Raw genomic sequence first — 15,461 nt, forward strand, 5'->3', positions numbered from 1 at the left:
AGAACAACATGTCGTATACACCGATGAGTGATCTCGGGCAACAAGGGTTGTTCGACATCACTCGGACACTATTGCAGCAGCCCGATCTGGCCTCGCTGTGTGAGGCTCTTTCGCAACTGGTAAAGCGTTCTGCGCTCGCCGACAACGCAGCTATTGTGTTGTGGCAAGCGCAGACTCAACGTGCGACTTATTACGCGTCGCGTGACAAAGACAATCCCATTAAATACGAAGACGAAACCATTCTGGCACATGGTCCGGTGCGCAGCATTTTATCGCGCCCTGACACACTGCACTGCAGCTACGAAGAATTTTGTGACACCTGGCCGCAACTGGCTACGAGTGGGCTATACCCCAAATTTGGTCACTATTGCCTGATGCCGCAGGCCGCGGAAGGACATATTTTTGGCGGTTGTGAATTTATTCGTTATGACGATCGCCCGTGGAGCGAAAAAGAGTTCAATCGACTGCAAACATTTACGCAGATTGTTTCTGTTGTCAGCGAGCAAATTCAGAGCCGCGTCATCAACAATGTCGACTACGAACTGCTATGCCGGGAACGGGATAACTTCCGCATCCTGGTTGCCATCACCAACGCGGTACTTTCTCGCCTGGACATGGACGAGCTGGTCAGCGAAGTGGCTAAAGAAATCCACTACTACTTCGATATCGACGATATCAGCATCGTCTTACGTAGCCACCGCAAAAACAAACTCAACGTTTACTCTACTCACTATCTCGATAAACAGCATCCCACTCACGAACAGAGTGAAGTTGATGAGGCCGGAACCCTCACCGAGCGCGTATTTAAGAGCAAAGAGATGCTGCTGCTTAATCTCCACGAGCGAGACAATTTAGCCCCCTACGAACGCATGTTGTTCGACACCTGGGGCAACCAGATCCAGACGCTGTGCTTGCTACCGTTGATGTCTGGCAACACCATGCTGGGCGTGCTGAAACTGGCGCAGTGCGAAGAGAAAACCTTTACCACCACTAACCTGAGTTTGCTGCGCCAGATTGCTGAACGTGTGGCGATTGCCGTAGATAACGCCCTCGCCTATCAGGAAATCCACCGTCTGAAAGAGCGCCTGGTTGACGAAAACCTTGCTCTGACCGAACAGCTCAATAATGTGGATAGTGAATTTGGCGAGATTATTGGTCGCAGCGAAGCCATGTATAGCGTGCTCAAGCAGGTTGAGATGGTAGCGCAAAGCGACAGTACCGTACTCATTCTCGGTGAAACGGGGACGGGTAAGGAACTGATTGCCCGCGCGATCCACAATCTTAGCAACCGCAATGGTCGGCGAATGGTGAAGATGAACTGCGCCGCCATGCCTGCCGGATTACTGGAAAGTGACCTGTTTGGTCATGAGCGTGGTGCCTTTACTGGTGCCAGCGCTCAGCGCATTGGTCGTTTTGAACTAGCGGATAAAAGCTCGCTGTTCCTCGATGAAGTGGGCGATATGCCACTGGAGTTACAGCCGAAGTTGCTGCGCGTATTGCAGGAACAGGAGTTTGAACGCCTCGGGAGCAATAAAATCATTCAGACGGACGTGCGTTTAATCGCCGCGACTAACCGCGATCTGAAAAAAATGGTCGCCGACCGCGAGTTCCGTAGCGATCTCTACTACCGCCTGAACGTCTTCCCGATTCATCTGCCGCCGCTGCGCGAGCGCCCGGAAGATATTCCGCTGCTGGCTAAAGCCTTTACATTTAAAATTGCCCGCCGCCTGGGTCGTAATATTGACAGCATTCCTGCCGAGACTCTGCGCGCATTGAGCAATATGGAATGGCCAGGTAACGTGCGCGAACTGGAAAACGTCATTGAGCGCGCGGTGTTGCTGACTCGCGGTAACGTTCTACAACTCTCTTTACCCGATATCCCTCTGTCAGAACCTGAAACACCACCGGCCGCGACGGTCGTCGCCCAGGAAGGCGAAGATGAATATCAACTGATTGTCCGCGTATTAAAAGAGACTAATGGCGTGGTTGCCGGGCCAAAAGGCGCTGCACAACGTCTGGGGTTAAAACGCACCACTCTGCTGTCACGGATGAAGCGGCTGGGGATAGATAAAGCGGCATTGGTTTAACAGATGTGGTTATACTCGATCAACATTCAATGAAAGGAGGCAGTATGGCAGTTTCAGCAAGAAATCAATTAACCGGAACAGTTAGCGCAGTCGCAATGGGCGCGGTGAATGATGAAGTAGAACTGACGCTGGCAGGTGGTGCAAAACTGGTGGCAATTGTTACACACAGCAGCCAGCAGGCTCTGGGGCTGGCAAAAGGGAAAGAAGCGATTGCCCTGATTAAAGCCCCGTGGGTAACGCTGGCAACGGAAGACTGTGGACTGAAATTCTCTGCTCGCAACCAGTTTGCTGGCAGCGTTTCGAAAATCACCGAAGGCGCAGTGAATGCCACTGTCCATATCAAAACAGATGCGGGTTTTGAAGTTGTGGCAGTGGTAACCAATGAAAGCCAGGATGAAATGAAACTCACCACAGGATCGCGCGTTATTGCATTGATCAAGGCATCAGCAATCCTGATTGCGACCAAAGCGTAAGCGCCGTATTTGCCGGAGAGAATAAATTCCTCCGGCAAATTTATTTCTTCCGGCGATATTTTTCCGGCAGTTCTGGCACTGGACGTTTATCATCAATCAGATGACGCACGGTTAAGATCGGATGACGCCACAGCATTCTCGGCCCCGCCCACCGCATAATCTGCTTCATCTCTTCACGCTTCGCAGGCTGGTAACAGTGCACCGGACACTGTTTACAGGCCGGTTTCTCTTCGCCAAACACACATTTATCCAGCCGCTTTTGCGCGTAAGCAAACAGCGCATCGTAATGCTCCGGCTCCGCTGACGCCTGCGGGCATTTCGCTTGATAAAGATCGATCATTTTTTTAATCGTCAGTTTTTCACGAGAGATACGCTTGCCGGACATGCTGCCTCCATACTCTTAAGGTGCATTTATATTACAACTTAATTCTAAAGGGGACTATGGCTCTGAAGGAGGAGGTTTCTTCAACCGATGTAATTTTGCGATCTTGTTTCATAGTCATCACGCAAAAGCTGCAAAGCAGCATTTTTCGCGGAACCGGCATCAAGAACTGACCTTTCGCGTCTTCCCCTGAAATGATTAACTCCGGTATCATGTGCGCCTTATGTGATTACAACGAAAATAAAAACCATCACACTACATTTAACATCAGGGAACCGGATCTAATTCCATGAGTGTAATAGAAAATTTCGACGCCCATACACCAATGATGCAGCAGTATCTCAAGCTGAAAGCCCAGCATCCGGAGATCCTGCTGTTCTACCGGATGGGTGACTTTTACGAGCTGTTTTATGACGACGCAAAACGGGCGTCGCAGCTGCTGGATATTTCGCTGACCAAACGCGGCGCGTCTGCGGGCGAGCCGATCCCGATGGCGGGTATTCCCTACCATGCAGTGGAAAACTATCTCGCCAAACTGGTGAATCAGGGCGAGTCCGTCGCTATATGCGAACAGATTGGCGATCCTGCAACCAGCAAAGGGCCGGTTGAGCGCAAGGTTGTCCGTATCGTCACGCCGGGGACTATCAGTGATGAAGCCCTGTTGCAAGAGCGCCAGGATAACCTGCTGGCGGCTATCTGGCAGGACAGCAAAGGTTTTGGCTATGCGACGCTGGATATCAGCTCCGGGCGTTTTCGTCTGAGCGAACCGGCTGACCGCGAAACGATGGCGGCAGAGCTGCAACGCACCAATCCGGCAGAGCTGCTGTATGCAGAAGATTTCGCCGAGATGTCGCTGATTGAAGGTCGTCGCGGCCTGCGTCGTCGCCCGCTGTGGGAGTTTGAAATCGACACCGCGCGCCAGCAGTTGAACCTGCAATTTGGCACTCGTGATCTGATTGGTTTCGGCGTCGAGAACGCGCCACGCGGGCTTTGTGCTGCCGGTTGCCTGTTGCAGTATGCGAAAGATACCCAACGTACGACTCTGCCGCATATTCGTTCTATCACCATGGAACGTGAGCAGGACAGCATCATTATGGATGCCGCGACGCGCCGTAATCTGGAAATTACCCAGAACCTGGCAGGCGGTGCGGAAAATACTCTGGCTTCTGTGCTTGATTGCACCGTCACGCCGATGGGTAGCCGTATGCTGAAACGCTGGCTGCATATGCCAGTGCGCGATACCCGCGTGTTACTAGAGCGCCAGCAAACTATTGGCGCATTGCAGGATTTTACCGCTGAGTTACAGCCTGTGCTGCGTCAGGTGGGCGACCTGGAACGTATTCTGGCACGCCTGGCGTTGCGTACTGCTCGCCCGCGCGATCTGGCTCGTATGCGCCACGCCTTCCAGCAACTGCCGGAACTGCGCGCGCAGTTAGAAACTGTCGATAGTGCACCGGTGCAGGCGCTACGTGAGAAGATGGGCGAGTTTGCCGAGCTGCGCGATCTGCTGGAGCGCGCAATCATCGACACGCCGCCGGTCTTGGTACGCGACGGTGGTGTTATCGCACCAGGCTATAACGAAGAACTGGATGAGTGGCGGGCGCTGGCTGACGGCGCGACCGATTATCTGGAGCGTCTGGAAATCCGCGAGCGTGAACGTACCGGCCTGGACACGCTGAAAGTCGGCTTTAACGCGGTTCATGGTTATTACATTCAGATCAGCCGTGGGCAAAGCCATCTGGCGCCAATCAACTATATGCGCCGCCAGACGCTGAAAAACGCTGAACGTTACATTATTCCAGAGCTGAAAGAGTACGAAGACAAAGTCCTCACTTCAAAAGGCAAAGCACTAGCACTGGAAAAACAGCTTTATGAAGAGTTGTTCGACCTGCTGTTGCCGCATCTGGAAGCGCTGCAACAGAGCGCGAGCGCGCTGGCAGAACTCGACGTGCTGGTGAACCTGGCAGAACGGGCCTATACCCTGAACTACACCTGCCCGACCTTTATTGATAAACCTGGCATTCGCATTACCGAAGGCCGCCATCCGGTGGTTGAACAGGTACTGAATGAGCCGTTTATCGCTAACCCGCTGAATCTGTCGCCACAGCGTCGCATGTTAATCATTACTGGCCCGAATATGGGCGGTAAAAGTACCTATATGCGCCAGACCGCACTGATTGCGCTGATGGCCTATATCGGCAGCTATGTACCGGCACAAAAAGTCGAGATTGGCCCGATTGACCGTATCTTTACCCGTGTGGGCGCGGCGGACGATCTGGCATCCGGGCGTTCAACCTTTATGGTGGAGATGACCGAAACCGCTAATATTCTGCATAACGCCACCGAGTACAGTCTGGTGTTGATGGATGAGATTGGACGCGGGACGTCCACTTACGATGGTCTGTCACTAGCATGGGCGTGCGCGGAAAATCTGGCGAATAAGATTAAGGCATTGACGCTGTTTGCCACCCACTACTTCGAGCTGACTCAACTACCGGAGAAAATGGAAGGCGTCGCCAACGTGCACCTCGATGCGCTGGAGCACGGCGACACCATCGCCTTTATGCACAGCGTGCAGGACGGCGCGGCGAGCAAAAGCTACGGCCTGGCGGTTGCTGCGCTAGCAGGCGTGCCGAAAGAGGTGATCAAACGCGCGCGGCAAAAACTGCGCGAGCTGGAAAGCATTTCACCAAATGCCGCCGCTACGCAGGTGGATGGTACGCAAATGTCTTTGCTATCAGTACCAGAAGAAACTTCGCCTGCGGTCGAAGCTCTGGAAAATCTTGATCCAGATTCACTCACCCCGCGTCAGGCGTTAGAGTGGATTTATCGGTTGAAAAGTTTGGTGTAAAAATAATTCCCGATAGTCTTTTGCTATCGGGAATATTAACGACAACTGACAAATCAAATAAAAATACCCTGTATAATAGTAGATATTATTTTACAGGGTAAAACCATGCCATCTACACGCTATCAAAAAATCAATGCCCATCACTATCGCCATATATGGGCCGTTGGTGATATTCATGGGGATTATCAATTATTACAATCCCGTTTACATCAATTATCATTTTGCACTGAAACAGACTTACTTATTTCCGTCGGCGATAACATTGATCGTGGGCCGGAGAGTCTTAATGTGTTGCGCCTGTTAAACCAGCCCTGGTTTAACACCGTAAAAGGCAACCACGAAGCGATGGCGCTTGATGCGTTCGCTACAGGTGATGGTAATATGTGGTTAGCCAGCGGCGGTGACTGGTTTTTCGATTTAAATGATACGGAACAACAAGAGGCAATAAATCTGTTACTGAAATTCCATCAGCTCCCGCATATTATTGAAATCACTAACGACATAATAAAATATGTCATCGCACATGCAGATTATCCGGGAAATGAATATCTCTTTGGCAAAGAAATAGCGGAAAGCGAATTACTCTGGCCTGTTGATCGTGTGCAGAAATCGCTTAATGGCGAGTTAGAAGAAATAAACGGCGCTGACTATTTTATATTTGGACATATGATGTTTGATAACATTCAGACGTTCGCTAACCAGATTTACATTGATACCGGATCGCCGAAAAGCGGACGCCTGTCGTTTTATAAAATTAAATAACGTAGCCGGGTAAAGTAAATCCTCTACCCGGCATTTTTTATTAACGCTTATCTGTCGCCAGCAGCGGCGGAATGCTCGGCACCATCGGCGCGTCATCAATATCTTTTTGCGTCATACGGAACGCCTCCGGATAATGTTCACGGCTGGTGCGGCGAAGCGGTTCGGTATCGCGCCAGGTATAAAGGCAATGCTGGCACTGGTAGACCGTCCAGACATCTTTCACCGGCGATTTCGCCATCACTTCAATCTGTTCATCGGCACAACGTGGACAAATCATCTTGTTCTCCTTATTTACGTGCGGCCAGCATAGCGGTCAGTTTTTCAGCCCAGGCTTTAGTTTCCGGTAAATCCACCACCGGCTGGCTGTAGTGACCACGGTTGTCCGGGGCGACAGGCGTGGTGGCGTCGATAATCAACTTGTCGGTGATCCCCGCCGGACTTGAGCCTGGGTCAAGTTCCAGCACGGACATATTCGGCAACTGCACCAGGTCGCCCGCCGGGTTCACTTTCGACGAGAGCGCCCACATCACCTGCGGCAGGTTGAACGGATCAACGTCTTCATCGACCATAATCACCATCTTCACATAGCCCAGACCGTGCGGCGTGGTCATCGCACGCAGGCCCACCGCGCGGGCAAAGCCGCCGTAGCGTTTTTTGGTGGAGATTATCGCCAGCAGGCCGTGGGTGTACATGGCGTTCACCGCCTGCACTTCCGGGAACTCGGCTTTCAGTTGTTGATACAGCGGTACGCAGGTGGCTGGCCCCATCAGGTAGTCGATTTCGGTCCACGGCATGCCGAGGTACAGCGATTCGAAAATCGGCCTGGTGCGGTAAGAGACTTTATCGATGCGCACCACGGTCATGTTACGCCCGCCGGAGTAGTGTCCGGTAAACTCACCGAACGGCCCTTCGATTTCGCGTTTACGGCTTTCGATGACCCCTTCGAGGATCACTTCTGAACCCCACGGCACATCAAAACCGGTCAGCGGGGCGGTGGCGATCGGGTACGGGCTTTCACGCAGCGCGCCTGCCATTTCATACTCAGACTGATCGTATTTCAGCGGCGTGGCCCCCATCAGCGTGATGATCGGATCGTTACCGAGCGTGATGGCTATCGGCAGATCTTCACCGCGCTCTTCTGCTTTATGTAGATGCAGGGCGATATCGTGCATCGGCACCGGTTGCAGGCCGAGCTTTCGCTTGCCCTTCACTTCCATGCGGTAGATGCCGACGTTCTGCTTGCCGAAGTTATCCGGGTCGAGCGGATCGCGGGAAACCACGCACGCTTTGTCGAGATAGAAACCGCCATCGCCATCGTTTAAACGAAACAGCGGCAGGATATCGAACAGGTTGATCTCGTCGCCATCAACGGTATTCTGCGCCCAGGCTGGATTGGCGCGGCGCTCCGGGGCAATCGGGAAGTTATCCCAGCGGCGGATAAACTCATCAATCTGTTTTTTAACCGGCGTGTTCGGCGGCAGGCCGAGGGAAATCGCGTGGTTCTGCCAGGACCCAATGGTGTTCATCGCCACGCGAGCATCGGTAAAGCCGCGAATATTATCAAACCACAGCGCGGGTGCGCCGTCGCCGATACGCCCGGTGGCGTTGGCAGCAGCGGCCAGATCTGGCTCGGCGTTAACCTCTTCACTGATTTTCAGCAATTGCCCCTGGTCGTCAAGTACCTGTAAAAAGCTGCGTAAATCATCAAAAGCCATTATTCATTCTCCAGAGAAAAACTCCCGGACTGCGGCAATCCTTGCCAGCGCCTGGCTTGAGGATGTTCGAGGCCAAACTGATCCATCACGCGGGCAACCACGTGGTGGACAATGTCATCTACCGTTTCGGGATGGTTATAGAAGGCAGGCATGGGCGGTATCATCGCCACGCCCATACGGGAAAGCGCGAGCATATTTTCAAGGTGGATAGTACTGAGCGGCATTTCACGCGGCACCAGCACCAGCTTGCGCCCTTCTTTGAGAACAACATCAGCTGCGCGCCCCACCAGCCCATCGGCATAGCCAGCACGAATACCAGCCAGCGTCTTCATGCTGCACGGAATAACGATCATGCCATCGGTACGAAAGGAACCTGAGGAGATAGTCGCCGCCTGATCCGCCGGGTTATGGCAATAGTCTGCCAGGGCCGCGACATCGTGGACGCTGTAGGGCGTTTCCAGTTCAATGGTGGTTTTCGCCCACTTCGACATCACAAGATGTGTTTCAACACCGGACATCTTCTTTAGTGCTTGCAGTAATGCCACACCAAGAGGCGCACCTGTAGCCCCAGTCATCCCGACGATCAGTCTCATTTTTTATTCCCTTAATTGTTCGTACACGAACGTTATTATTAACATACCCTTCTATTCACGTAGCGGCAAGTGCGGAAAAGTAACAACATCTTCTTCGTCACTAAAAAACCGCTATGATAACGGCAGAGAATTAGCCCGGAGTTTACATGGCGTTACGAAATAAAGCGTTCCATCAGTTACGACAGCTTTTTCAGCAGCACACGTCTCGCTGGCAGCATGAGTTACCTGATCTGACCAAACCGCAGTATGCGGTGATGCGCGCTATTGCTGAACACCCCGGTATAGAGCAGGTTGCGCTGATAGAAGCAGCTGTCAGCACAAAGGCAACGCTGGCGGAAATGTTGGCAAGAATGGAAAATCGTGGCCTGGTCAGACGAGAGCATGACACCATCGATAAGCGGCGTCGCTTTGTCTGGCTGACTGCCGAAGGAGAAAAGGTACTTGCGGCAGCTATCCCCATTGGTGACGGCGTGGATGAAGAATTTTTGGGGCGTTTGAGTAGAGATGAGCAAGAGCTGTTTATGCAGCTGGTGCGAAAAATGATGAACACATAACGCTGTCGCATCTTATCCAGGCGACAAAACACACCAACTCCCTATACAAAAGAAAAAGGCCAGCCTCATATGAGACTGGCCTTTCTGACAGATGCTTGCTTATTCGCGGAACAGCGCTTCGATATTCAGCCCCTGAGTCTGCAAAATCTCACGCAGACGACGCAGGCCTTCAACCTGAATCTGGCGAACACGTTCACGGGTGAGGCCAATTTCACGACCTACATCTTCCAGTGTTGCCGCTTCGTACCCCAGCAAACCGAATCGACGTGCCAGCACTTCACGCTGCTTGGCGTTCAGTTCGAACAGCCATTTGACGATGCTTTGTTTCATATCGTCATCTTGCGTGGTGTCTTCCGGACCGTTCTCTTTTTCATCGGCCAGGATATCCAGCAACGCTTTTTCGGAATCACCACCCAATGGGGTGTCTACCGAGGTAATGCGCTCGTTAAGACGAAGCATACGGCTGACGTCATCAACTGGCTTATCCAGTTGCTCTGCGATCTCTTCCGCACTCGGTTCGTGGTCCAGCTTATGGGACAACTCACGTGCGGTTCGCAGGTAAACGTTCAGCTCCTTTACTATGTGAATCGGCAAACGAATAGTACGGGTTTGGTTCATGATGGCCCGTTCGATCGTCTGGCGAATCCACCAGGTTGCGTAAGTTGAGAAGCGGAAACCACGTTCCGGGTCAAACTTCTCAACCGCGCGGATCAGCCCCAGGTTACCCTCTTCGATAAGGTCCAGCAGCGCCAGACCACGATTGCCATAACGGCGGGCAATTTTTACCACCAGACGCAAGTTACTCTCGATCATCCGGCGGCGAGAGGCGACATCACCACGCAGTGCGCGACGCGCAAAATAAACTTCTTCTTCGGCCGTTAACAGTGGCGAATAACCAATCTCACCAAGATAAAGCTGAGTCGCGTCCAGCACACGCTGTGTTGCGCCCTGCGATAACAGCTCCTCTTCGGCCAAATCGTTATCACTGGGTTCCTCTTCAACTAAGGCCTTTTCGTCAAAAACCTCAACTCCATTCTCATCAAATTCCGCGTCTTCATTTAAATCATGAACTTTCAGCGTATTCTGACTCATAAGGTGGCTCCTACCCGTGATCCCTTGACGGAACATTCAAGCAAAAGCCTAGTTCCGCCGATTTATCGCTGCGGCAAATAACGCAGCGGGTTTACGGATTTCCCCTTGTAACGAATTTCAAAATGCAAGCGTGTTGAACTGGTTCCGGTGCTACCCATGGTCGCTATTTTTTGCCCCGCCTTAACTTCTTGTTGTTCCCGGACCAGCATTGTGTCGTTATGGGCGTAGGCACTCAGGTAATCATCATTATGTTTGATGATAATCAGATTACCGTAGCCGCGCAGCGCATTACCGGCATAAACAACGCGGCCATCTGCGGTCGCGATAATTGCCTGTCCTTTGCTACCTGCGATATCAATCCCCTTGTTGCCTCCCTCAGAAGCACCAAAGGTTTCAATCACTTTGCCCTCAGTCGGCCAGCGCCAGGTGGAGATCGGCGTACTGGTTGTTGTACTGCTGACAGTTGGCTCGGTTGTGCTTGCTGTTGGTACCGTTACAGGCGCTGTGACCGTGGTCGCAGTTGGCTTGTTGTTCGGCAACATTTTGTTAGCACTCTGTTCACCCGAAGATTCAGAATACGTAATTGTCGGTTGCGACGCAACAGCAACGGTGGAATTTTGTGCAGACTTGATCACAACTCCTTGCTCTGCTGCGTCGGCCTGGGTAATGGCATTTCCGCCAGTGATTGGCGTACCGGAAGCATTCCCCACCTGTAAGGTCTGACCTACGTTCAGAGCGTAAGGCGCCTGAATATTGTTGCGTTGGGCAAGGTCACGGAAGTCGTTACCGGTAATCCAGGCGATATAGAAAAGCGTGTCGCCTTTTTTCACGGTGTAAGTACTGCCGCTATAACTGCCTTTCGGAATATTTCCGTACTGACGGTTATAGACGATGCGTCCGTTTTCCATTTGCACCGGTTGCTGGGCAACAGGCTGTACCGGTTGGATTTGCGGCTGTTGAGCCGATTGAATTTGTGGCTGTTGTACCGGCTGAATTTGCGGTTGCTGCGTTGTAGACGTCGTCCCCATCTTCGGTGGCGGCGTAATCAACATACCAGAATTGGTATTTGCAGGTGCATTGCCATTGACGGAGCTGACAGGTGCCGGTGGATTTGAAGTGTCAGAACAGCCAGCCAACCATAGCGAAACCAGTGACAAAGCCGCAATACGGCGAACGGTGAATTTTGGGCTTCCCGCGCTCATTTATCCCCCAGGAAAAAAATTGGTTAATAACCAGTGACATAATTACCGTGCAAGGCACTCTACTGAACACTGGAAAAGATGTTCACGATACGCTGACCTGCTGCAAAATAACCAGGAAAATTCCAGGTATTTTCCTCACGCGCTAAGCCAGCTCCCCCTTTACTAAGGGAACAAAGCGCACAGCCTCCACGGTGTCGATAATAAATTCGCCTCCCCGACGACGCACCCGCTTTAAATACTGGTGCTCTTCCCCTACGGGTAAGACGAGAATGCCGCCTTCGTCCAGTTGCGTCATTAACGCTGTCGGAATTTCGGGCGGTGCAGCCGTTACAATGATAGCGTCAAACGGCGCACGTGCTTGCCAACCTTGCCATCCATCGCCGTGACGGGTTGAAACATTGTGTAAATCAAGATTTTTCAGACGCCTGCGCGCCTGCCACTGCAACCCTTTAATCCGCTCGACCGAGCATACATGCTGGACAAGATGTGCCAGAATTGCTGTTTGATATCCTGAACCAGTGCCGATCTCCAGCACTCGCGACTGCGGCGTCAGTTCAAGTAATTCAGTCATTCGCGCCACCATATACGGCTGCGAAATTGTCTGCCCCTGACCTATCGGCAATGCGATATTGTCCCAGGCTTTTTGTTCAAACGCTTCATCGATGAATTTTTCACGCGGCACGGCAGCAAGTGCATTAAGCACCTGCTCATCCTGAATACCTTGCGCACGTAATTGATCCAGAAGTGCTTGTACGCGTCTGCTTACCATTGCGTGCCAACTCCCACGCTGTTTAACCAGTCTGAAACCACATCTTGCGCGTTGTGCGCGGTTAAATCCACATGCAGCGGCGTGATGGAGACGTAGCCTTCATCTACCGCAGCAAAATCGGTCCCCGGACCGGCATCACACTTACCGCCCGGCGGGCCAATCCAGTACAGCGTATTACCGCGCGGATCCTGCTGCGGAATCACTTGATCTGCCGGATGTCGTGTACCGCAGCGAGTCACGCGGATACCTTTAATCTGATCCAGCGGTAAATCAGGTACGTTGATATTGAGAATACGTCCGGTACGCAGCGGCTCTTTACACAGTGCACGCAAAATGGAACAGGTGACCGCTGCAGCAGTGTCGTAATGTTTATGCCCGTCAAGTGAAACGGCCAGTGCCGGAAAGCCTAAATGACGGCCTTCCATCGCGGCGGCTACCGTGCCGGAATAAATAACATCATCACCCAGATTCGGCCCGGCGTTAATACCCGAAACCACAATATCCGGGCGCGGACGCATCAGAGCATTCACGCCAAGATAGACACAATCGGTCGGGGTTCCCATTTGCACGGCGATATCACCATTTTCAAAGGTAAACGTGCGCAGGGAGGATTCCAGCGTTAGAGAATTTGAAGCGCCGCTGCGATTACGATCGGGGGCGACCACCTGAACGTCAGCAAACTCACGCAGAGCTTTCGCCAGCGTTTGTATACCGGGTGCATGTACCCCGTCATCATTACTCAGCAATATGCGCATAATCACCTGTTGTGTTGATAAGTTCCCTGACAACGCTGGTTGCAAAGCTTCCTGCCGGAAGCCAGAAACGGATTTCGACGGTGACGTCATCCCACCAGTTCCAGCTTAATTGTTGCGGATATAACAGCATCGCTCTGCGCGCCGCCTCAACTTTTTCGCGCAGCAGTAAGGCTTGTAATTCCGTTTCTCCGGCGACAGCTGCTTGTTCGAATGCCAGCGCCTCACGCTGGGTTCCCCATTCGCCGCTACCCGGCATTGCAGCGGTAATTAACAGCTCTTTATCGTTCACGCGACGCTGTAATTCCGCCAGTTCTTCATTCGTGGCAACAAACCAGCTGCCGCGCCCGGCTAATTGTAGCGCATCACCGTCAACAACCTGATTAACTTCTGCTTTTTTGAGACGCTCAGCAACAATCTGATTAAACAACGCACTACGAGCTGCCGACAACCAAAAACTACGCTTATTGCGATCGCGCACCGGAGTATTGGTTTGCGCCCAGCGCAACGCACCCTGCAAGTTACTACCGCCAATACCAAAACGTTGCGCGCCAAAGTAATTCGGTACACCTTTCACGCAAATATCGATCAGTCGCTGTTCAACGTCATCACGATTGCTCACTTCTCGCAGCACCAGGGTAAAAGCGTTGCCTTTCAGCGCCCCTAAACGCAGTTTGCGCTTGTGGCGTGCATACTCCAGCACCTGGCAGCCTTCCAGTTGAAACGCACTTAGATCAGGCATCTCTTTGCCCGGTACCCGAGCGCATAACCACTGTTCCGTAACGGCGTGTTTGTCTTTCTGCCCGGCGAAACTGACTTCGCGAGCATGAATTTTCAGGAATTTCGCCAGTGCGTCGGCCACAAAACGGGTATTGCAGCCGTTTTTGAGGATCCGCACCAGGATATGCTCACCTTCACCATCAGGCTCAAAGCCTAAATCTTCCACCACTACAAAATCTTCCGGGTTAGCTTTCAGCAGCCCGGTTCCTTGCGGTTTGCCGTGGAGGTAAGTGAGATTATCAAATTCAATCATTTTGTTGCCTTAATGAGTAGCGCCACCGCTTCACAGGCAATCCCTTCCCCACGTCCGGTAAATCCGAGTTTTTCCGTAGTAGTGGCTTTCACGTTAACATCATCCATATGGCAGCCGAGATCTTCGGCAATAAACACGCGCATTTGTGGAATGTGCGGCAGCATCTTCGGTGCCTGAGCGATGATAGTGACATCGACGTTGCCGAGGGTATAGCCCTTCGCCTGAATGCGTCGCCAGGCTTCGCGTAGCAGCTCGCGGCTGTCAGCGCCTTTAAATGCCGGATCGGTATCCGGGAATAGCTTGCCGATATCCCCCAGCGCCGCTGCACCAAGTAATGCATCGGTCAGCGCGTGCAGCGCCACGTCGCCATCAGAATGTGCCAGCAGCCCTTTTTCATAAGGGATGCGCACGCCACCAATGATAATTGGGCCTTCGCCGCCAAAGGCGTGAACATCAAAACCGTGTCCAATTCGCATTATGTATTCTCCTGATGGATGGTTCGGGTGAGGTAAAACTCGGCAAGCGCCAAATCTTCCGGGCGCGTGACTTTAATGTTATCCGCTCGGCCCTCGACAAGCTGCGGATGAAAACCGCAGTATTCCAGCGCTGAGGCTTCGTCAGTAATGGTAGCGCCTTCATTTAAAGCGCGTGTCAGGCAGTCATGTAACAGCTCACGAGGGAAAAATTGTGGCGTAAGCGCGTGCCATAAGCCGTTGCGATCAACGGTGTGAGCAATGGCATTTTTGCCTGGCTCGGCGCGTTTCATCGTATCGCGCACCGGCGCGGCGAGGATCCCTCCCGTGCGGCTGGTTTCACTCAACGCCAACAGGCGCGCGAGGTCATCCTGATGCAGACAAGGGCGAGCGGCGTCATGCACTAACACCCACTGCGCATCGCCAGCGGCATTCAGACCTGCCAGCACGGAATTAGCACGCTCTTCACCACCAGCAACAACGGTGATTTGCGGATGATTCGCCAGAGGAAGTTGAGCAAAGCGGTTATCGCCAGGGCTTATTGCAATGACGACACGCGTCACCCGGGGATGCGCCAGCAGCGCATGCACCGAGTGTTCAAGAATGGTTTTATTACCGATTGAGAGATATTGCTTAGGACATTCCGTTTGCATTCGGCGGCCAAATCCGGCCGCCGGAACCACGGCGCAAACATCCAAATGAGTGGTTGCCATGTTAATTCCT

General features: G+C 52.5%; 16 protein-coding genes. 5 read left to right on the forward strand and 11 right to left on the reverse strand.

The features are described from left to right. Positions 1–8: 8 nt before the first annotated feature. Complete coding sequence (gene flhA / locus D9734_RS11790) at positions 9–2,087, forward strand: formate hydrogenlyase transcriptional activator FlhA (RefSeq protein WP_130207640.1); 2,079 nt, start codon at positions 9–11, stop codon at positions 2,085–2,087. 44 nt (positions 2,088–2,131) lie between these two features. Next, positions 2,132–2,560, forward strand: a complete 429-nt coding sequence (locus tag D9734_RS11795) for a TOBE domain-containing protein (protein ID WP_130207642.1) — start codon at positions 2,132–2,134, stop codon at positions 2,558–2,560. Positions 2,561–2,600: 40 nt separating this feature from the next. Here the strand turns inward: D9734_RS11795 and D9734_RS11800 are convergent, their stop codons facing one another. Beyond that, positions 2,601–2,945, reverse strand: coding sequence for a nitrous oxide-stimulated promoter family protein (locus tag D9734_RS11800; RefSeq protein ID WP_130207644.1), 345 nt, complete (start codon positions 2,943–2,945; stop codon positions 2,601–2,603). Between the two features lie 286 nt (positions 2,946–3,231). Between D9734_RS11800 and mutS the strand changes: the two genes are divergently transcribed. After that, positions 3,232–5,793, forward strand: a complete 2,562-nt coding sequence (gene mutS / locus D9734_RS11810) for a DNA mismatch repair protein MutS (RefSeq protein ID WP_130207648.1) — start codon at positions 3,232–3,234, stop codon at positions 5,791–5,793. 105 nt (positions 5,794–5,898) lie between these two features. Beyond that, positions 5,899–6,555, forward strand: a complete 657-nt coding sequence (gene pphB, locus D9734_RS11815) for a protein-serine/threonine phosphatase (RefSeq protein WP_130207650.1) — start codon at positions 5,899–5,901, stop codon at positions 6,553–6,555. A 40-nt stretch (positions 6,556–6,595) separates the two neighbouring features. On the opposite strand, the gene D9734_RS11820 is transcribed toward pphB, so the two are convergent. From D9734_RS11820 to D9734_RS11830, 3 genes are read right to left on the reverse strand one after another with little or no spacing between them, the layout of a single operon-like run. Continuing rightward, positions 6,596–6,832 (reverse strand): non-oxidative hydroxyarylic acid decarboxylases subunit D, encoded by a 237-nt coding sequence (locus tag D9734_RS11820; protein ID WP_130207652.1) that lies wholly within the window; start codon positions 6,830–6,832, stop codon positions 6,596–6,598. A 10-nt stretch (positions 6,833–6,842) separates the two neighbouring features. Next, entirely contained in the window at positions 6,843–8,270 is a 1,428-nt protein-coding gene (locus D9734_RS11825) for a non-oxidative hydroxyarylic acid decarboxylases subunit C (protein ID WP_130207654.1), read from the reverse strand. Continuing rightward, positions 8,270–8,863 (reverse strand): non-oxidative hydroxyarylic acid decarboxylases subunit B, encoded by a 594-nt coding sequence (locus D9734_RS11830; protein ID WP_130207656.1) that lies wholly within the window; start codon positions 8,861–8,863, stop codon positions 8,270–8,272. Before D9734_RS11830 ends, D9734_RS11825 begins: the two co-directional genes overlap by 1 nt. 146 nt (positions 8,864–9,009) lie before the next feature. Here D9734_RS11830 and D9734_RS11835 point away from each other — a divergent pair, with 146 nt between their 5' ends. Then, a complete protein-coding gene (locus tag D9734_RS11835; RefSeq protein WP_130207658.1) occupies positions 9,010–9,417 on the forward strand; it encodes a MarR family transcriptional regulator in 408 nt (135 codons plus the stop codon). A 99-nt stretch (positions 9,418–9,516) separates the two neighbouring features. Here the strand turns inward: D9734_RS11835 and rpoS are convergent, their stop codons facing one another. From rpoS to ispD, 7 genes are all read right to left on the reverse strand, one after another. After that, a complete protein-coding gene (rpoS, locus tag D9734_RS11840; protein WP_000081550.1) occupies positions 9,517–10,509 on the reverse strand; it encodes an RNA polymerase sigma factor RpoS in 993 nt (330 codons plus the stop codon). A gap of 62 nt (positions 10,510–10,571) precedes the next feature. Beyond that, positions 10,572–11,660: a murein hydrolase activator NlpD gene (gene nlpD / locus D9734_RS11845; RefSeq protein WP_240780284.1), complete on the reverse strand. Its 1,089-nt coding sequence runs from the start codon at positions 11,658–11,660 to the stop codon at positions 10,572–10,574. Between the two features lie 193 nt (positions 11,661–11,853). Beyond that, positions 11,854–12,480, reverse strand: coding sequence for a protein-L-isoaspartate O-methyltransferase (gene pcm / locus D9734_RS11850; RefSeq protein ID WP_000254703.1), 627 nt, complete (start codon positions 12,478–12,480; stop codon positions 11,854–11,856). Next, entirely contained in the window at positions 12,474–13,235 is a 762-nt protein-coding gene (gene surE, locus D9734_RS11855; RefSeq protein WP_001516955.1) for a 5'/3'-nucleotidase SurE, read from the reverse strand. Before surE ends, pcm begins: the two co-directional genes overlap by 7 nt. Next, positions 13,216–14,265: a tRNA pseudouridine(13) synthase TruD gene (truD, locus tag D9734_RS11860; RefSeq protein WP_130207660.1), complete on the reverse strand. Its 1,050-nt coding sequence runs from the start codon at positions 14,263–14,265 to the stop codon at positions 13,216–13,218. The genes surE and truD overlap by 20 nt, the downstream gene beginning before the upstream one ends. Continuing rightward, a complete protein-coding gene (gene ispF, locus D9734_RS11865) occupies positions 14,262–14,741 on the reverse strand; it encodes a 2-C-methyl-D-erythritol 2,4-cyclodiphosphate synthase (protein WP_001219242.1) in 480 nt (159 codons plus the stop codon). The genes truD and ispF overlap by 4 nt, the downstream gene beginning before the upstream one ends. Beyond that, positions 14,741–15,451, reverse strand: coding sequence for a 2-C-methyl-D-erythritol 4-phosphate cytidylyltransferase (gene ispD, locus D9734_RS11870; protein ID WP_130207661.1), 711 nt, complete (start codon positions 15,449–15,451; stop codon positions 14,741–14,743). The genes ispF and ispD overlap by 1 nt, the downstream gene beginning before the upstream one ends. Between the last annotated feature and the right edge of the window lie 10 nt (positions 15,452–15,461).

Origin of the sequence: Escherichia sp. E14S1 (assembly GCF_004211995.1) — a bacterium.
In the GTDB taxonomy this organism is placed as follows: Bacteria; Pseudomonadota; Gammaproteobacteria; order Enterobacterales; family Enterobacteriaceae; genus Escherichia.